This window comes from Erythrobacteraceae bacterium WH01K (assembly GCA_027941995.1).
Lineage (GTDB): Bacteria > Pseudomonadota > Alphaproteobacteria > Sphingomonadales > Sphingomonadaceae > CAJXSN01.
The window spans coordinates 1,063,795-1,082,546 of sequence record CP115966.1 but is presented as its reverse complement, the minus strand read 5'-3'; the positions used below and the strand labels follow the sequence as shown (position 1 = coordinate 1,082,546).

Here is an 18,752-nt window from a genome sequence, read left to right as displayed (position 1 = left end):
TTTGCCGATCAGCGCGGCGCCATGCGGATGGCCCCGTCGAGGCGGACATCCTCGCCGTTGAAATAGCCCGTCTCGATCATGCACATGGCAAGTTTGGCATACTCGCCCGGATTGCCGAGCCGCTTGGGGAACGGCACGGACTGGGCAAGCGCTTCCTTCACCTGCGGCGGTGCAGCGTTCATCAGCGGGGTTTCGAAAATGCCCGGCAGGATGGTGTTTACGCGGATGCCTTCCTTCATCAGGTCGCGCGCGATGGGCAGGGTCATGCCGACGACGCCCCCCTTGGATGCGGAATAGGCTGCCTGCCCCATCTGGCCGTCTTCGGCCGCGACCGAAGCCGTGTTCACGATTGCGCCGCGGTCCCCTTCGTCGCTCATCGGGTCGAGGCTCATCATGCCTGCCGCCGACTTGGCAATGCAGCGGAACGTGCCGATCAGGTTGACCTGGATGACGAAGTCGAACGCGCTGATCGGGAAGTGCTTGATCTCGCCCGTCTGCTTGTCGCGGCTTGCCGTCTTGATCGCGTTGCCGATACCGGCGCAATTGACCAGGATGCGCTCCTGCCCATGGGCTTCGCGCGCCTTGGCAAAGCCAGCGTCCACGTCCTCGTCGCTGGTCACATTGACCTTGCAGAACACGCCGCCGATGTCCTTGGCGACCGCTTCGCCCTTTTCCTCGTTCATGTCGAAAATGGCGACCTTCGCGCCGTTCGCGGCGAGCGCACGGGCCGTCGCTTCGCCAAGACCCGATGCACCGCCGGTGACGACGGCGGGGGTGTTTGCAGATACTTCCATCACAAAATCCTCTCGTATTGGGGAGTGTTTCCTACAGGGCTTCGACGATGGTGACATTGGCGACGCCGCCGCCTTCGCACATCGTCTGCAGTCCGTATTTCTTGCCGCGCGTGCGCAGCGCGTGAACCAGCGTCGCCATCAGCTTCGTTCCGCTGGCACCCAGCGGATGGCCGAGCGCGATGGCGCCGCCATTGACGTTGAGCCGGTCGGGGTCGGCGCCCGTGTGCTTCAGCCATGCCATCGGCACGGGCGCAAACGCCTCGTTGACCTCGTAAAGGTCGATGTCGTCGATTTTCATGCCCGCCCTCTGAAGTGCGCGGTCGGTGGCGAACAGCGGCTCTTCCAGCATGATGACCGGATCGCCTGCGGTCACGGTCAGGTTGTGGATGCGGGCCATCGGCGTCAGGCCATGCGTTTTCAGCATTTCCTCGCTGACGACCAGGACAGCGCTCGACCCGTCGCAGATCTGGCTGGCGCTGGCGGCGGTAATCCTGCCTTCGGGGCTCAGCAGCTTGACCCCGGCGATGCTTTCCAGCGTTGCGTCGAAGCGGATGCCCTCGTCCACGACGTGCATTTCCGTGCCTTCGGGCGTCTCGATCTCGACCGGCACGATCTCGTCCTTGAACAGACCGGCCTCGGTTGCCTTAATGGCTTTCTGGTGGCTGCCGAGCGAGAAGCTGTCGAGCTGGTCCTTCGAGAAACCGTGCTTCTCCGCGATCATCTCGGCGCCCATGAACTGGGACCACTGGATGCCGGGATATTTCTCCTCGAGGCCCGGCGACTTGTAGTTGCCCAGCCCCTCTTTCATGTGGAACATCGCCGTGCTGCCCATCGGCACGCGGCTCATGCTTTCCACGCCGCTGGCGATGACGACGTCCTGTGTCCCCGACATGACAGCCTGCGCGGCGAACTGGATTGCCTGCTGGCTCGAGCCGCACTGGCGGTCGATGGTGACCGCAGGCGTGCTCTCGCCCAGGTGCTTCGTGGCGAGTACGGCATTGCGTCCGACCTGCATCGCCTGTTCGCCGCCCTGACTGACACAGCCCATGATCACGTCGTCGACGGCTGCGGGATCGATTCCCGAGCGTTCGACGATCGCATCGAGCGATTTGGCGGCGAGATCGACCGGATGCACCCCCGCCAGACGCCCGCCCCGGCGCCCCCCAGCGGTACGAACGGCGTCGACGATATAGGCAGTGGCCATGGCATCTCTCTCCAAAAGGTTTTTCTTCGAGACTGGGTAAGCGGGGCTTACGTTTGCGTCAACCGAGCATCGGCCCCCGAAAGGCACATGACGTGCCGCACGGGGCCCGTGTCAGAGGCGGTTGCGCGATGCCGCTCCCGGACCGGCTTGCCAGATCTCTCGTTTCGCGATTCGGCACGGTTTTCCGCGCAAAAATCCCTTGTGACAAAACTGCCACACAGTGTCATCGAACGTTAAAATCCGCGACAATTGCTTTGCATTGGTCACGCCGCCTCGTGCAAATGGAAGCATCCGCGGGGGGCGTACATCTATTGTCCGCAGCGGTCTTTACAGATCTGAGAGTGTTCGGAGCCGGGCGCGTTTCGGTTTCGAAATTGTACAAAGGACTGATCAAACATGAAAATGCAAAGCAAGCTCAAGCTGGCTACTGCACCGGTGGCGCTCGGCGTCGCACTGGTTGCACAGCCCGCTATGGCTCAGCAGCCCGCGGAAGCGCCGGCCGCTGAAGACGATCTCACCACGGGTGCCCCGATCGTCGTTACCGGTTCGCGCATCGTGCGTCCCGAAGTCGAGAGCGTGTCGCCGGTCACGACCGTCGGTGCAGAAGCAATCGACGAAACCGGTACGGTTCGCGTCGAAGACATCCTGAACGACCTGCCGCAGACCGTTGCCGGCCAGACTGCCTTCGTTTCGAACGGCGCATCGGGTACCGCAACCGTCAACCTGCGTAACCTCGGCTCGACCCGTACGCTGGTCCTGATCGACGGCCGTCGCATGCCGTCGGGTGACCCGTTCGCAACCGCTCCCGACCTCAACCAGATCCCCGCTCAGCTTGTCGAGCGCGTGGAAGTGGTGACCGGTGGTGCATCGTCCGTCTACGGCGCCGACGCCGTTGCCGGTGTTGTGAACTTCATCATGGACCGCGACTACGAAGGTTTCGGCCTCGAAGGCCAGGTCTCGTTCTACAACACGAGCAACAAGAACGACTCGCTGCAGGACCTGCTGCGTCGCAACAACGAGCCTGTTCCGAACGACTCGCAGAACGCCGGTTTCGCCTATGACATCAACGCCACTTTCGGCGCTGGTTTCGACGACGGTCGCGGCCACGTCACCGGTTATGTCGGCTATCGTGAGATCGATGCTATCGTGCAGGCCAATTACGACGAAAGCGCTTGCGCTCTCGCGTTCAGCCCAAGTGATCCGTCGGGCTTCCGCTGTGCCGGTTCGTCGACGACTCCGAACGGTACGTTCATTATCAATCGGGGCGGCGCGAATACCCCTCTGGATGATGATGAATTCCTCGATAATGGTGATCCGAACCCGTTCTTCGGCCTGCCGGATCCGACCCTTCTGCCTTTCGGCGACGTTCTGACGCTGAATGAGAATGGTCCGGGTAATACGTTCCGCAATTCGCCGATCTTCGTGACCGGTGCAGACACGTATAACTACGCACCCACGAACTATTATCAGCGTCCGGACGAGCGTTGGACGGCAGGTTTCTTCGCTGATTACGAAATCAACGACAACCTGAACCCCTACGCTGAATTTCAGTTCATGGACGACCGTTCGGTCGCGCAGATCGCTTTCTCCGGCACATTCTTTAACGGCCCGGGTGAACTTTCGTGCGGCAGCACTTTGCTGAGCGATCAGCAGCGTGGTGCGCTTGGCTGCGGAACCCTGGACGACGGTACCTTTGACCCGGACGATAGTGTCAACATTATTGTTGGTAAGCGTCTGGTAGAAGGTACGCCTCGTCAGAACGACCTGCGTCACACCAGCTACCGCGGTGTACTGGGTATGCGCGGCGACCTGTTCGGCGACTGGAGCTACGATGTCTACGCTCTGCGTGGCACGACGATCTACCAGAACACCTACCTGAACGACCTTTCGGTCAGCCGTATTAACGCGGCGATCAATGGTTGCCCGGGCGAAGGTGAGCCTGTTGGGTGTGTTCCGCTTGACGTTTTCCAGATCGGAGGCGTGACGCAAGAGCAGTTCAACTATATCGCTGTTCCCGCTCTACAGAACGCTGACCTGACCACTACGGTTGCTTCTGGTTACGTCACTGGTCCGCTGTTCGACCTGTTCGGCGCTGGCGATGCAGCCATCGTGCTTGGCACCGAGTACCGCCGAGAAGAATACGATCTTCGTGTCGACGAGAACTTCGCACAGGGTAACCTGTCGGGTCAGGGCGGTCCGCAGCCAGCAACGAATGGTAGCTTCAGCGTTCGCGAATTCTTCACTGAGCTCGTGGTTCCGATCATCGACGGCGGTTTCATCGACCGTTTTGAAATCGAGGGCGGCTTCCGTTACTCCGACTACAACACGTCGGGTGGCAACGAGACCTACAAGATCGGTGCAACGCTTGCTCCGACCCCGTGGCTTTCGTTCCGTGGTGTTTACAGTCGTGCCGTTCGTTCGCCGAACATCACGAGCTTGTTCGCTCCGCAGAGCATTGGTCTATTCTCGGGAACCGATCCCTGTAGCGGTGCTACGCCCGACAGGACGGCGGCTGAGTGTGCAAATACCGGTGTGTCCGCGGCCCAGTACGGCCGCATTCGTGGCAACCCTGCAGGTCAGTACAATCAACTTTCCGGCGGCAATCCTGATCTGGACGTCGAAAAGGCTGATAGTTACACCGCTGGTGTTGTGCTCGAAACTGATGCGCTGGGTCTCCGCGGCTTCGCCCTGACGGTCGACTACTTCAACATCTCTGTCGATGGTACGATCGGCGGTGTTGGTGCCCAGACCGCAATCGACAATTGCCTCGATACCGGTGCTGAAGAATTCTGTAGCTTGATTAATCGTAGCGCTGCTGGCGATCTCTTCCTCGGAAGCGGTCCGGGTGCGGGTTTTGTTACGAACACGCTGCAGAACATCGGTACGCTGGAAACCGAAGGTGTCGACGTCACGGCCGGGTTCAACTACCCGATCGCCGCTGGTGCCGCATACTTCAACTATGCCGGTACCTACACGATCAACAACCGGTTCCAGCCCCTTCCGGGTGAAGACTTCATCGAGTGCACCGGCTTCTACGGTTCCACCTGCGGTTCGCCGCAGCCGGATTACGCACACGTTGCCCGTGTCGGCTACCGTGCGGACAGCGGCTTCTCGGTGAACGTGAGCTGGCGTTACTTCGGTGCCGTCGAAGCAGACGCGCCGATCGCTACCAACGCTCAGGAACTGAACGAGATCGACAGCTACAGCTACTTCGATCTGTCCGGCTCGGTCACGGTCGCAGACACCGTCACCTTCACGGCCGGTGTCAACAACCTGTTCGACAAGGATCCGCCGATCATCGGTTCGGCTTACAGCCCGAGCAACGGCAACACCTTCCCGGGTATCTACGACCCGGTGGGCCGCAACATCTTCGTTCGCGCCGCGCTTGAATTCTAATCTCTGAATTCAAAGCATCGCGATAGCGACAACGGAAACGGCGGGCTTCGGCCCGCCGTTTTTGTTTGTGCGGTCCGCGAATATGCCTGCTTTGAATGCCGCGAGCAGACGCGCAGGTTTGCAGCCCCGTTCGCACGGGGCTTCAATCCATCAAGGGCTCACGAAACTATCGGCTAGAACGCGCTCGCCGCGGGGCCAGGCGCCCTGCCCTCGTTCATTCAGACGTAGGGCTTCAGCACCACGTCGAACGCGCAGGTCACACGTTCGCCATCGTCGAAGGGGCGCGTTCCGTGCCACATGGTCGAAGGGAACAGCGCCAGTCGCGCCTCCTTCGGACGGATCGTTCGAATAGGGCCGAGACCGGTGTCCAGCTCTGCCGCCGGCTCTCCCAGCGCAAGCCAGCCAGCTTCATGGTCGGCCCTGTCCTGGTCCGAAGCCGCTGACTCATCTCCGTCTTGCAACGACGGCGGCAGCGTCACGTAAAACGCCGAACTGATGTCGCCATGCGTATGGATATGGCTCGCATGGAAACCGCCACCAGTCAGCCGGATCGACCAGCTTCCCGAAAAGCGGAAGCCTTCGCGCGGCAGGCGCAGCAGCGGGTGCTTCGCATCGCGCGGTGGCAATCCGTCGATATAGTCGCGCACGCAGTCACGCAGGCTGGCTACCAGGTCCTGGATGACGGGGGACTGGTTGCGGAACAGGATATTGGCCGTCTGCGTCCCGCCCCTGACCGATTGTGCAATGGGCTGGTGGCGAAAGACGTGCAGCGCCTCCAGCTCATCGCGAAGTTCGGGCAGGCGGCTCTTGAAGTCGGTCAGGTCGAACGTCCGGATGAAGCTCTCCTGCCCCTCCAGCCACGCCCATCGTTCGTCGTCCAGCTTGCGCAGGGCTATCGCGCTGTAAGGCCACGTCTCGCCATCGGCGCGCCCTTCATCGCTCAAGGCCATGCCCAGGTCGCGCGCTTCCTCGAACCGCTTCGCCATCGTCAGGAACCGGAGATAGGCCTTTGCGTGGTCGAGATCGCCGCGCGGATCGAGCCGCGCAAAGGCGGCATCCGCTTCCGCAAACCGCCCGAGTTCGGACAGGCTGTTGGCCCTCGCCAGCAGCATGGCATCGGCGGACCCCAGCGCTTTTTCCGCCCGTTCGATAATGGACAGGGCCGCCTCGTGCCCTTCCACCCGCGCGACGAGAGAGGACCAGGTCGCCCACAGCGCCGGATTATCGTCGGCCTGCCGGACTGCATCTTCGTAATGCGCGGCAAAATCGGGATCGCCGGTATGCTGACGCTTCATGTCCGCCAGCGATCGGTGCCCTTCCAGCCATAGTGGATTGGCGGCGACGGCCTTTTCCAGAAGAGCAATACCCTCCTCGGCGCGCCCATCGTCCACGGCGACCTGTGCCAGCGAGGCCTGCAAGGACAGGTCGTCGGGCGCGAGCCTTGCGGCCTGTTGCAGCGCATCGCCCGCATCGCGTCCCGCCTCATGTCGGCACTGCGCAACGATCCGCGCTGCACGCGCATTCCCGGGATCGCGCTCGAGCACATCGGCTGCAACCTGTTCCGCCTCGTCCATTCGGTCATCTGCCCGCAGGAACAGCGCGAGATTATTGGCCGCACGCACCAGACCCGGATTACGCTCCACGAATGCGGCGAGATCAGTCAGCGCTTCATCGCGCCGCGCCGTGTGTGCCAGCGCAACGAGCCTGTCGATCTGCACTTCGGGCAGGTCCTGCCCGCTCGCGAGGATCGCGTCGTATTGTGCGGCAGCCGCCTCGTATTCACCCAGGTCGACAAGCCAGCTGGCATAGGGGCCGCGAATGGCCGGGCCTTCGGGCTGCAACGTGATGGCCTTTTCGAACGCTGCGCGCGCCTCCTCTCCGCGCCCCTGTGCCCGGTAGGTATAGGCCTGCATCAACACCACCATCGGATCGGCGGGCAGCATGGCGTGTAACGTAGCGAGGATGGGATGCGCGTCGTCGAAGCGCCCTTCCTGCATCGCTTGCTGGGCGCGCTGGGCGAGGACCTGCGGCGATTCGGTCATGGCGTCTGCGGCTCCCTATGCTTTCTTCGTGCCGTCCAGTTCCCAGCACAGGATTGCCCCGTCATCGGCGGAGCCGCTTCCCGCGTCGCTGCGAATGACGGCCGGTTCGTGCCAGTCCATGTCCGAGGCAGTTCTGCTGTGCAAGCGATCGATATCGCCAGCATCCATCGCGGCGTGGGCTAGAGCGCGAAGCAGCCCCGCCTCCCGCTGCATCCCGACCTCCAGAGCCTCGCACCGCCCTGCCCGCTCGGCATCGGGCAGGCGCAGGGCGTCACGGCACGCACTGGCAAGTTCGAGCAGCAGCGCGTGCTCCCCGAAATGGCGGACCAGCGGATCGAAAAGCGCCTGCAGGCGCTGCGCGTTGCGGGTGCGGGTGAAGGCGACGGCGTGACCGGACAGCAAGGCGGACAGGATGTCCGCGCGCACTGCATTTGCCGCAACCACCGCGCTGTCTCGATGATGCACCAGCAACCGGCAGGCCCCACCCGGCTTCAATATTCGGGCGAGCTCGCCAGCCGCCGCTTCTCCGGCATATTCGAACCCGAACTGGCTGATAGCGGCATCGATCGAGGTATCCGGCAGGGGAAGATCGGCGAGGTCGACCCCGCCCTCGACGGGGAAGGCGGCTGCACCTTCGTCCGGAATGTCGGCGTAGTCCACGCCTCGCATGGCAAGGTCCTCCCTCTCGGAGAGCATCGCCTCGCCTGCAGCACCGCGGCCGCAGGCGAGGTCCAGGACAGATGCCCCGTCCGACAGACGGGCTGCGAAATCCTGCCACCGGCCTGCGAGAACGCCTGCCGCATGGCCATCGGCACCGGGCAGGCATGCAGAGCCGGTATCCGCAGCGTTCCAGTAGCTGCTCCAGTCCTCGCGCGCGCCCATACCTTCCCTTTCGCCTGGCGCGCTGTCCGGCGACGATGCCGGTCAGCGCAGGCAGCCTGCTGCCATGCGGGCGCGCGCGTGTCGACCGTCAGGCGGCGATGGTCATTTGCAATTCGCCATCACCCTCGTCGATCCTGACCGTAGAACCGTCGGGCACTTCGCCCTGCAACAGCCTGTCGGCAAGCGGGTCCTGCAGGTAGCGCTGGACTGCGCGTTTCAGCGGCCGCGCGCCGTAGACCGGGTCGTAACCCACCCGTCCCAGCCAGCGCAGCGCGGCGTCGGTCAGGTCGAGCGTGATCTTCCGGTCCTTCAGCAGTTTCTGCACGCGGCCGACCTGGATTTCGACGATCGGCGCCATGTGCTCCATGCTCAGGCGGTGGAACAGGATGATCTCGTCCAGCCGGTTCAGGAATTCGGGGCGGAAATGTCCGCGTACCACGTCCATCACCTGCGGTTCGACATCCTCGACCTTCTGGTCGTCCGTCATGTTGGCGAGATGCGTGCTGCCGAGGTTCGAGGTGAGGATGATCAGCGTGTTGCTGAAGTCCACCACGCGGCCCTGCCCGTCGGTCAGGCGCCCGTCGTCCAGCACCTGCAGCAGCACGTTGAAGACGTCGTTATGCGCCTTTTCCACCTCGTCGAACAGCACGACCTGGTAGGGCCTGCGCCGCACCGCCTCGGTCAGCACGCCGCCTTCCTCGTAGCCGACATAGCCCGGAGGCGCGCCGATCAGCCGGGCGACCGCGTGCTTCTCCATGAACTCGCTCATGTCGATGCGGACCATCGCGCTGTCGTCGTCGAACAGGAAGCCGGCGAGCGCCTTGGTCAATTCGGTCTTCCCGACGCCGGTGGGACCGAGGAACAGGAAGCTGCCGAGCGGACGGTTCGGGTCCTTCAGCCCGGCGCGTGCACGGCGCACGGCCTTGCTGACGCTGACCACGGCCTTTTCCTGGCCGATCACTCGCTTGCCGAGGATCTGCTCCATCTGCAGCAGCTTCTCGCGCTCGCCTTCCAGCATGCGGTCGACCGGGATACCGGTCCAGCGGCTGATGACGCCGGCAATGTCGTCTTCGGTAACTTCCTCGCGCAGCAGCGCATTCTCGTTCGCCCCGGCGGCTTCTTCCAGTTGCTTCTCGAGCCCCGGGATCGTGCCGTAGGAAAGCTCGCCTGCCTTGGCGAGATCGCCTGCACGCTGCGCCTGTTCCAGCTCGATGCGCGCTGCATCCAGCTGCTCCTTGATGCGGCTCTCGGCATGGATCTTGTCGCGCTCGTTCTGCCAGCGCGTGGTCAGTTCGCTCGACTGCTGTTCCAGTTCGGCGAGGTCCTTGCGCAGGTTTTCCAGCCGGTCGCGACTGGCTGCGTCGCTTTCCTTGCCCAGCGCCGATTCCTCGATCTTCAGCTGGATGATCCGGCGGTCGAGATTCTCTATTTCCTCCGGCTTCGATTCCACTTCCATGCGGATACGGCTCGCCGCCTCGTCCATCAGGTCGATGGCCTTGTCGGGCAGGAAGCGGTTCTGGATGTAGCGATTGGAAAGCTGCGCCGCGGCGACGATCGCGCCGTCGGTGATGCGCACGCCGTGATGCAGCTCGTACTTGTCCTTGATCCCGCGCAGGATGGACACGGTATCTTCCACGCTGGGCTCGTCAATATAGACCGACTGGAACCGCCGCTGCAACGCGGGGTCCTTCTCGACATATTTCTGGTACTCATCCAGCGTGGTCGCGCCGATGCAGTGGAGTTCCCCGCGGCTGAGCGCAGGCTTCAGCAGGTTGGAGGCATCCATACTGCCCTCACTGGCGCCCGCGCCGATCAACGTGTGCATCTCGTCGATGAACAGGATGATCTGGCCATCGGCGCCCTTCACCTCGTCGAGCACGGCCTTCAGCCGCTCCTCGAATTCGCCGCGATATTTCGCGCCAGCAATCAGTGCGCCCATGTCCAGGCTCATCAATGTGCGGCCCTTCAGGCTGTCGGGCACGTCGCCATTGGCGATACGGAGGGCCAGCCCTTCGGCGATGGCGGTCTTGCCCGTGCCCGGTTCGCCGATCAGAGCGGGATTGTTCTTCGTGCGGCGGGCAAGGATCTGCACCGTGCGGCGGATTTCCTCGTCGCGGCCGATGACCGGATCCAGCTTGCCCTCGCGCGCGGCCTCGGTCAGGTCGCGGGCATATTTCTTCATCGCGTCATAGGCTTCTTCGGCATTCGCGCTGTCCGCCGTGCGTCCGCCGCGCAGTTCGGTGATGGCCGTCTCCAGCGCCTTCGGGTCGGCCCCAGCAGCGTCCAGCGCCTTGCCCGCGGCGGTCGTCGTGGCCAGCGCCAGCGCGACCAGCAGCCGTTCGACCGTGACATAGCTGTCGCCCGATTTTTCGGACACCTGTTCCGCCTGATCGAGCACGCGCACGGCATCATTGTCGAGGCCAGGCGTCGCCTGCGCCCCGCTGCCACTGACGGCCGGGATCTTCGCAAGCGCAGCGTCGACTTCGCTTTCGACCATGCGCGGATTGCCGCCGGCACGCGCAATCAGGCCGCTGGCCATGCCTTCGGAACCCTCGATCATCGCCTTCAGCAGGTGTGACGGCGTGATACGCTGGTGGTTCATGCGGATGGCAACCGTCTGCGCGGCCTGCAGGAAGCCCTTGGCGCGGTCGGTGAATTTTTCGAGATTCATGCGTTCAATTACCCCTCATTCGGTTACCGCCTGCATGTAGTGTTGCATTTTCGCAACACAAGGGCCCGGCGCATATTTGGCTCACGGCAGGTGTGTTAGTCACCTAATGGACCTCGATATAGGACCATTGGCGGTGGCTGCGAGGGGCAGCTTCCAAAAAATGTGACGTCGGCCCAGCCCCGTCCCTTCCCGCCTCCGGTCATGCGCGCTAGGCACCGGGCAGGGAGAGTTGTGAAATGAAATCCATTTGGGTCCGGATCGGCCTGGGCGCGCTCGTGCTGGTCCTGTGCGTATTGGTAGCGGGCATGGTGTGGGAACCCTTCGCCGCGCGCGAAGGGCAAGCGCCGGCATCGAGCCGCGTCTATACTGCCGAGATCATCCGCGACGATTTCGGCGTGCCTCACATCTATGGTGCGACCGATGCCGACGTCGCCTACGGGGTCGCCATCGCCCATGCAGAGGACGACTTCTTCACCCTTCAGGACGTCGCGGCCATGGCCCGCGGACGGTACGGCGCGATCGCCGGTCAGGAAGGCGCGCAGGTCGATTTCATGTATCACCTGCTGGGTAGCCGCGAGACGGCGGCGCGCGAATATCCGCGCCTGCCTGCCGATACGCGTGCGCTGTTCGATGCCTATGCCACCGGACTGAACGACTACGCTGCCGCCAATCCGGGCGAAGTCAAACTGGACCGTCTTTTCCCGCTCGACGGAGAGGACATTGCCGCCGGTTTCGCCCTGCGTCAGCCTTTCTTCTTCGGCCTTGCCAACGTCATAGGCCCGCTCGTCGCTGGCGAGCCGCTGAACCGCGAGCAGGGTCCGGCCATTCCGGGGGCGTCCCCTGACGGTGAAGCCTTGCCTTCCGACGACACTGTATCGCCGGTGGATGCCGCCGATCCGGGTACGGTCGCTTCCCTGCCGATTCCGATGGGCGAAGATGCGGCGCATGCAGGCTCCAACGCCTTTGCCGTCGCACCGGAGAAATCCGGCGGGCCGACCATCCTGATCAGCAATTCGCACCAGCCCTGGCGCGGGGGCGTCGCGTGGTACGAACTCGTCGTCGAGAGCGGTGAGGGATGGCATTATGCGGGGGCCAATTTCCCTGGCAGCCCGTTCCCCTTCCTCGGCCATAACGAGCATCTGGGCTGGACCAATACGGTCAACACGCCCGACATGGTCGACGTCTACCGGCTGGAAATGGACGAAAGCGGCACGCGCTATCGCCTCGACGGCGAATGGAGGGAGCTCGAAACACGCACGGTCACCCTGCCAGTGAAGCTGGGCCCGATCGTCCTGCCCGTCAGGCGCGACGTGCACCGCAGCGTCCATGGCCCGGTCATCGTCAACGATGAAGGCGCGTTCGCGGTCCGCTATGGCGGGATCGGGAATTTGGGCCAGCTCGACGCCTATTACCGGCTGAACAAGGCAACCAGCTTCGACGAGTGGCAGTCCATCCTCGCCCGGATGGATATCCCGTCGACCAATTTCATCTATGGCGACAAGTCCGGCAACATCGCGAACATCTACAACGCCGCGATCCCCGACCGCGTGGCCGAGCTGGACGGGAAACCGGTGAACTGGCGCGGTATCCTGCCGGGCGACGACAGCCGGCTGATCTGGCCCGGCCCGGTCGATTACGAGGCCCTGCCGCGCTACACCAATCCGGCCAGCGGCTGGGTGTTCGAGGCGAACAACAATCCGTTCATGGATGCAGGGCCCGGCAGCGACCTGTCGCAAGACGATTTCGCCCCCGAGCTGGGCATCGAGATCAAGGATACCAATCGCGGCAGTCGCGGCTGGCGCCTGATGAGCGAGGCGGAAAGGCTGGACCGTGCTGCGCTGGAGCGGATCAAGTACGATACCGGCTATGACCGCGGCGGTTATGTCGCGCGAATGCTGATGGAGGTCGCCCGGTCGAAACCGCGCAGTCCCGACGCCAAGAAGGCACGCCGGATGCTGTCGGAATGGGACTTCACCGCCGATGGCATCGGAGAAGCGGACGCGCTGGCCCTGTTGATGATCCGCCCGTTCATGGGGGCCGATTACCAGAACGGCGAATGGCCCGACGCGCAGGAGGAGCTGGAGCGAGCGACCGAGCATCTGATGGACCATTTCGGCCGGCTCGACCCGCCCATGTCCGACCTGCTCCGCCTGCGGCAGGGTGAGGGCGAGAACGGCGTAGACCTACCGCTGGACGGCGGTTCGGACACGCTGCGGGCCTCGACCCTGTGGGACGTGGACGACGATGGTCGCCTATCCGTGCGGCATGGCGACAGCTTCATCCAGTGGGTCGAATGGCTGCCGGGCGAACGCGTCTCCAGCCGTTCCATCCAGCCCTTCGGATCCGCCACCACCCGCCCGGACAGCCCGCATTACACGGACCAAGCCGCGCTGTTCGTCCAGCACAAGCTGAAGCCGGTGCATTTCTGGCGCGAGGACGTGCTGGCCCATGCTGCCAGTCGCAAGACTGTCACCAGCGCGCGCTAGATAAGGATGCCCGATGCGATCCGGCCATGCGGCGGAACATTGCCCACCGTCGCTTGTTGACACGAGTGTAAGCAGCGGCGAAAGCCGCGTTCAGTCAATACCGATACTACCCAAGGAGAATACCATGTCCGTTGCAGGTTCCTACGATACCGTCGTCAAAAGCCCGATGGGTGACCAGAAGGGCACTTTCACCGTCGTTCCCGGCGATGATGGCCAGACCTTCACCGGCTCGATGCAGGGCGGCATGGGTTCGATGGATGTCGAAAACGGCAAGATCGACGGCGACAAGCTGACGTGGGACATGAACATGACCGTCCCGATGCCGATGAAGCTGGAATGCGAAGCCACTGTGGCCGGCGACCAGCTGACCGGCAACGTCAATGCCGGCGCATTCGGCGCGATGCCGCTGACGGGCGAACGCCAGAGCTAAGCGCTCTCGATAGCAGATACGAAAAGGGCCGCCGGAGCGATCCGGCGGCCCTTTTTCATGTGCCTTACTCTGGGGCCCAGCATCCGCGCGGCACGTTCTTTCGGGTCAGGCGCCTTGCAGGGTCTTCACCTGCCCGGTCCATTCGTCGCGCTCGATCCGGCCGGCAAATTTCAGCTTCGTATCGAAGGCTGCGATATCATCCGCATCCCAATCCGCGATCTGGGTAAAGCTGGTAACGAAGTTATCGCGCAGCTTTCCAGCGAGGGCCGGTCCGATGCCGTCGATCCGGGTCAGGTCATCGTCGGGCGTGCCTGCGCCGGGATCGCCGTCATCGCCCGTTCCGGCTTTTTCCGCGCCACGCTGCCATAGAACGAAGGCCGCGCCTGCCGCTGCTGCCAGTATCAGGCTGCCGAGACCCGCGCCCAGTAAAGCGGTCTGGTCCCTGTTACCCGTATCCAGCAAATCGCGCATGGCGTCCCTTCTTCTATCCCAGCTTGTCCTTCAGGATCTGGTTGACGACGGCCGGGTTGGCCTTGCCCTGCATCGCCTTCATCGTCTGGCCGACGAAGAAGCCGAACAGCTTGTCCTTGCCCCCCTTGTACTGCTCGACCTTGTCCTGGTTGTTGGCCAGGATGTCGTCGATCGCGGCTTCGATGGCGCCGGTGTCGCTAACCTGTTTCAGGCCCTCGGCCTCCGCGATCTCGGCAGGCTCGCGGCCTTCCTTCAGGACGATCTCGAAAATTTCCTTCGCCTGTCCGCCGCTGATTTCGCCCGCATCCTGCATCTTCAGGATAGCGGCCTGACGCGCGGCCGTGGCGCGGATCGGATCGGCTTCGTCACCGAGCGACTTCATGACGCCGGGCGCGACGGAAAGCGACCAGTTGGCGACCTGCGTCGCAACCTTGCCTTCCGGTTTGCCGAGCGCGCTGGCGGTTTCGGCCAGCAGCGTCTCGAACCGGGCAAAGGTCTCTACCTCGGCGGTCAGTTCGCGTGCATTGTAGGGCGTCAGGCCCAGTTCGCCCTCGTAACGCTGGCGCTTGGCATCGGGCAGTTCGGGCAGGCTTTCGCGGCATTCGGCCAGGAACGCCTCGTCCAGTTCGACCGGCAGGAGGTCGGGATCGGGGAAGTAGCGGTAATCATGCGCGTCTTCCTTGCTCCGCATGGAGCGCGTCTCGTTGCGGTCGGGATCGTAGAGGCGCGTTTCCTGCACCACCGTGCCGCCATCCTCGATCAGGTCGACCTGCCGGCGCGCTTCGCCCTCGATCACCGCCATGACGAAGCGAACGGAGTTGACGTTCTTCGTTTCCGTGCGCGTACCCAGTTCCTCACCCGGACGGCGGACCGATACGTTGACGTCTGCGCGCATGGAGCCCTGTTCCATATTGCCGTCGCACGACCCGACATAGCGCAGGATCGAGCGCAGCTTGCGCACATACGCCCCAGCCTCTGCGGGACTGCGCATGTCGGCCTTGGAAACGATTTCCATCAGCGCGACGCCGCTGCGGTTGAGGTCGACATAGGACATGGTCGGGTGCTGGTCGTGCATCAGCTTGCCCGCGTCCTGCTCGACATGAATACGCTCGATCCCGATGACCTTATCCTCGGGAATGCCGGCCTTTTCGTCCGCCTCGATCAGCAGCTGCCCCTCGCCCACGATCGGGTGGTAGAGCTGGCTGATCTGGTAGCCCTGCGGCAGATCGGCGTAGAAGTAGTTCTTGCGGTCGAACCGGCTCCACGCATTGATCTGCGCCTCGATCGCCATGCCGGTGCGCACCGCCTGCCGGATGCACTCGCGGTTGGGAACGGGCAGCATGCCCGGCATCGCCGCATCGACCAGCGACACCTGCGTGTTCGGCTCGGCCCCGAATTCGGTGGAGGCGCCGCTGAACAGCTTGGCGTTGCTGGTGACCTGCGCATGAACCTCGAGGCCGATCACGACCTCCCACTCGCCCGTTACGCCCTGAATGCGGTAAGTGCTCATTTCTCGCCTCAGTCTTTTCGCTTCATCGGCACTTTAAACGTGACTCTGCTGACGGTCATATCTTCTTTGGCGACACTAGCGTCAGCATTGCCGCCGATGCCCGCTACAGATATCTTCAAGCCGCCACTTTTCCCCGATTTGCGGTTCATGTGAACGGCAATGTCAAATTCGATCTGCTCAGGTGCACCAAACTCAAACTGGTGAGCGAAGGGGACCCGTACCCCGGCAATGCGATCATCGTCGCCACGAACTGCTTCTAATTCTAGATTTGCATTTTCAGGGCGGGTGAAGCGATCCGCAGTTGAGATTCCAGAAAGCACTGCAGTCAGCGTCTTTGTGACGAAAACTTCAAGCTCGCTCTCATCCAGTTCAGGGAGTGACTTGGCCTTCTTGATAACAATAGTACTGCCACTCACCACCATTTCTCCGGTTTTGCGTCGAAGCCTGCGCGCTGCTCGATCGCCAGGCCTGCATTCAGCACGCCCTGCTCGTCGAATGGCTTGCCGACGATCTGGAGGCCGAGCGGCAACCCTTGCGAGTTCAGCCCCGCGGGCACGCTCATCGCCGGCAGCCCGGCGAGCGACGCGGGCACGGCGAACACGTCGTTCAGATACATCGCCAGCGGATCGGACTGCATCTCGCCGAGGCCGAACGCCGCGTTGGGCGTCGTCGGCGCGAGGATGACGTCGCATTCACCCCAGGCTTTCTCGAAGTCTTGCGCCACCAGCGTGCGGATTTTCTGCGCCTGCGTGTAATAGGCGTCGTAGAACCCAGCGCTCAGCACATAGGTCCCGATCAGGATGCGGCGCTTCACCTCGTCCCCGAAGCCGTCGGCGCGGGTCGCGGCATACATGTCCTGCAGCCCTGCCCCTTCGGGCAGTTCGCGCTGGCCGTAGCGCACGCCGTCATAGCGGGCGAGATTGGAAGAGGCCTCGGCGGGCGCGATGATGTAATAGGCGGGCAGCGCATATTTGGTGTGCGGCAGGCTGATCTCGACGATCTCGGCCCCTGCGTCCTTTAACCATTCCTCGCCGCGCTTCCAGCTGTCGAGGATATCCTGCGGCGTGCCGTCCATGCGGTATTCGCGGGGGATGCCGACTTTCTTCCCCTTGAGGTCTGCATTCAGGGCGTCTTCCCAATCGGGCACGGGCATGTCGAGCGAGGTCGAATCCTTCGGATCGAAACCGGCCATGGCGCCCAGCATGATCGCGCAATCTTCGACGCTGCGCGCCATCGGGCCCGCCTGGTCGAGGCTGCTGGCAAACGCCACCACGCCCCAGCGCGAACAGCGGCCATAGGTCGGCTTGATACCGACCGTGCCGGTAACGGCTGCAGGCTGGCGGATGGAGCCGCCCGTGTCGGTGCCTGTCGCAGCCGGGCACAGGCGCGCGGCAATCGCTGCGCTCGACCCGCCGGAAGAACCGCCTGCGGTCAGTGCCGCGTTGCCGCCGTCATTGCGGCGCCAAGGGCTTTTCACCGGGCCGAAATAGGACGTTTCGTTGGAGGAGCCCATCGCGAACTGGTCGAGATTGAGCTTGCCCAGCATACCTGCGCCCGCTTTCCACAGATTGGCGGAAACGGTGCTTTCATACTGGGGCACGAACCCTTCCAGCATGTGACTGGCAGCGGTGGTCTGCGTGCCGGTGGTGCAGAACAAATCCTTCATACCAATCGGCACGCCGGCCATCTTGCCAAGCGCCTCGCCCTTGGCGCGGGCGGCATCCACGGCATCGGCCGCGTCCAGCGCCTTGTCCGGCGTGGTGACGATGAAGGCATTGAGCTCGCCCGCAGCCTCGACCGCGATGTTGAACCCTTCGGCCACTTCGCGGGCGGTGAAGTCGCCTTTTGCGACACCGTCGCGGATTTCGCGAACACCCAGATCGGTAAAGTCAGTCACTCGAAACTCCGCTCGGCAAGAGCAATATTACATCGTGCAGGGCCAATCGCCGCCCCGCGCCTATTCGATCACCTTGGGGACGCCAAAAAAGCCGTGTTCGGCCGCCGGTGCATTGGCCAGCACCTTGTCGCGCACGCCGCCGCCTGTCAGCGGGTCGGCATCGATCTCGTCGTCGCGCAGGCGCTGGGCCATGGGCATGACGGCAGTCATCGGCTCGACGCCGGAGGTATCGACCTCGCCCAACTGCTCCACCCATTCGAGGATGTTGTTGAGTTCGGGCACCATGCGCTGCAGCTCCGCATCACCCATCTCGATCCGGGCGAGGCTGGCGATCTTCGCGACCTGTTCCTTCGTTACGGACATGGCGTGCCTCAGTTCTGCGGTGCGGGTCCGGCCGCGCCTTCCGCGCCCGGGCCTGCGCCCTGCTGCGCCTGCATCACCTGCTGCAATGCTTGCAGGCGGCGTTCGAAGTCCTGGCGGCTCATGAAATCGACGACCCGGATTTCGAAAGTCAGGTCGGCATCGGCGGGAATGGTTGAGCCGGCCGGCGGTTCGCTGCCATAGGCTTCGTCCGCCGGGATTTCGAAGACGTATTCGCCGCCCTTCTGGACCTGGCGCAGACCCTTCAGGAAGCCGGGAATGGCCGAACCTTCCTCGATCGGGAACGGAACGCCGTCGGGGAAGACGCCCTGCACCGGAGCGGCCTGTCCCTCGTTCTGGTCGAACACCGTGCCGTCGGCCAGCTTGCCGGTATATTCCACGAAGACCACATCGCCATCGCTGGCGACCGGGCCGCTGCCTGCCTCCACGGTGCGGACGGACGTCGTTTGCGGAACGGCCGCCCAGGCCACGCCGACGCCGATCAGGGCGGCGACGATCACGCCCAGCCACAGCTTCGTCAAAGAGCCCTTGGCGACAGGCTTGAGGGGGACACGGGTAATCTCGGTCATGTGGCGGGTATCCTGAGGG

Annotated in this window: 14 protein-coding genes; 3 read left to right on the top strand and 11 right to left on the bottom strand. The window is 63.4% G+C overall.

Going from position 1 to position 18,752, the window contains the following annotated elements; genetic code table 11:
* Window positions 1-8: 8 nt before the first annotated feature.
* Window positions 9-794, bottom strand: a complete 786-nt coding sequence (locus PF049_05330; GenBank protein ID WBY17569.1) for an SDR family NAD(P)-dependent oxidoreductase — start codon at window positions 792-794, stop codon at window positions 9-11.
* Between the two features lie 31 nt (window positions 795-825).
* Window positions 826-1,998 (bottom strand): acetyl-CoA C-acetyltransferase, encoded by a 1,173-nt coding sequence (locus PF049_05325; protein ID WBY17568.1) that lies wholly within the window; start codon window positions 1,996-1,998, stop codon window positions 826-828.
* 396 nt (window positions 1,999-2,394) lie between these two features.
* Between PF049_05325 and PF049_05320 the strand changes: the two genes are divergently transcribed.
* Window positions 2,395-5,394: a TonB-dependent receptor gene (locus tag PF049_05320; protein ID WBY17567.1), complete on the top strand. Its 3,000-nt coding sequence runs from the start codon at window positions 2,395-2,397 to the stop codon at window positions 5,392-5,394.
* Between the two features lie 218 nt (window positions 5,395-5,612).
* Here the strand turns inward: PF049_05320 and PF049_05315 are convergent, their stop codons facing one another.
* The 3 genes from PF049_05315 to clpB form a co-directional block, all read right to left on the bottom strand.
* Window positions 5,613-7,436, bottom strand: coding sequence for a putative 2OG-Fe(II) oxygenase (locus tag PF049_05315; GenBank protein WBY17566.1), 1,824 nt, complete (start codon window positions 7,434-7,436; stop codon window positions 5,613-5,615).
* Between the two features lie 15 nt (window positions 7,437-7,451).
* Entirely contained in the window at window positions 7,452-8,318 is an 867-nt protein-coding gene (locus PF049_05310) for a class I SAM-dependent methyltransferase (protein ID WBY17565.1), read from the bottom strand.
* Between the two features lie 88 nt (window positions 8,319-8,406).
* Window positions 8,407-10,989, bottom strand: a complete 2,583-nt coding sequence (gene clpB, locus PF049_05305) for an ATP-dependent chaperone ClpB (protein WBY17564.1) — start codon at window positions 10,987-10,989, stop codon at window positions 8,407-8,409.
* A gap of 236 nt (window positions 10,990-11,225) precedes the next feature.
* Here clpB and PF049_05300 point away from each other — a divergent pair, with 236 nt between their 5' ends.
* On the top strand, window positions 11,226-13,475 hold the full coding sequence (locus PF049_05300) for an acylase (GenBank protein WBY17563.1): 2,250 nt from the start codon (window positions 11,226-11,228) through the stop codon (window positions 13,473-13,475).
* Between the two features lie 124 nt (window positions 13,476-13,599).
* Window positions 13,600-13,905 (top strand): hypothetical protein, encoded by a 306-nt coding sequence (locus PF049_05295; GenBank protein ID WBY17562.1) that lies wholly within the window; start codon window positions 13,600-13,602, stop codon window positions 13,903-13,905.
* A gap of 105 nt (window positions 13,906-14,010) precedes the next feature.
* On the opposite strand, the gene PF049_05290 is transcribed toward PF049_05295, so the two are convergent.
* The 6 genes from PF049_05290 to PF049_05265 are packed head-to-tail and all read right to left on the bottom strand — an operon-like array spanning window position 14,011 to window position 18,733.
* Entirely contained in the window at window positions 14,011-14,376 is a 366-nt protein-coding gene (locus tag PF049_05290; protein WBY17561.1) for a hypothetical protein, read from the bottom strand.
* Between the two features lie 13 nt (window positions 14,377-14,389).
* Entirely contained in the window at window positions 14,390-15,886 is a 1,497-nt protein-coding gene (gene gatB / locus PF049_05285; protein ID WBY17560.1) for an Asp-tRNA(Asn)/Glu-tRNA(Gln) amidotransferase subunit GatB, read from the bottom strand.
* Between the two features lie 8 nt (window positions 15,887-15,894).
* Window positions 15,895-16,302, bottom strand: a complete 408-nt coding sequence (locus PF049_05280) for a hypothetical protein (GenBank protein WBY17559.1) — start codon at window positions 16,300-16,302, stop codon at window positions 15,895-15,897.
* Window positions 16,299-17,783: an Asp-tRNA(Asn)/Glu-tRNA(Gln) amidotransferase subunit GatA gene (gene gatA / locus PF049_05275; GenBank protein ID WBY17558.1), complete on the bottom strand. Its 1,485-nt coding sequence runs from the start codon at window positions 17,781-17,783 to the stop codon at window positions 16,299-16,301. The genes PF049_05280 and gatA overlap by 4 nt, the downstream gene beginning before the upstream one ends.
* Before the next feature lie 60 nt (window positions 17,784-17,843).
* Window positions 17,844-18,146 carry an Asp-tRNA(Asn)/Glu-tRNA(Gln) amidotransferase subunit GatC gene (gatC, locus tag PF049_05270; protein WBY17557.1) on the bottom strand — a complete coding sequence of 101 codons (303 nt, stop codon included), beginning with the start codon at window positions 18,144-18,146 and terminating at the stop codon, window positions 17,844-17,846.
* 8 nt (window positions 18,147-18,154) lie between these two features.
* Window positions 18,155-18,733: an FKBP-type peptidyl-prolyl cis-trans isomerase gene (locus PF049_05265; GenBank protein WBY17556.1), complete on the bottom strand. Its 579-nt coding sequence runs from the start codon at window positions 18,731-18,733 to the stop codon at window positions 18,155-18,157.
* Between the last annotated feature and the right edge of the window lie 19 nt (window positions 18,734-18,752).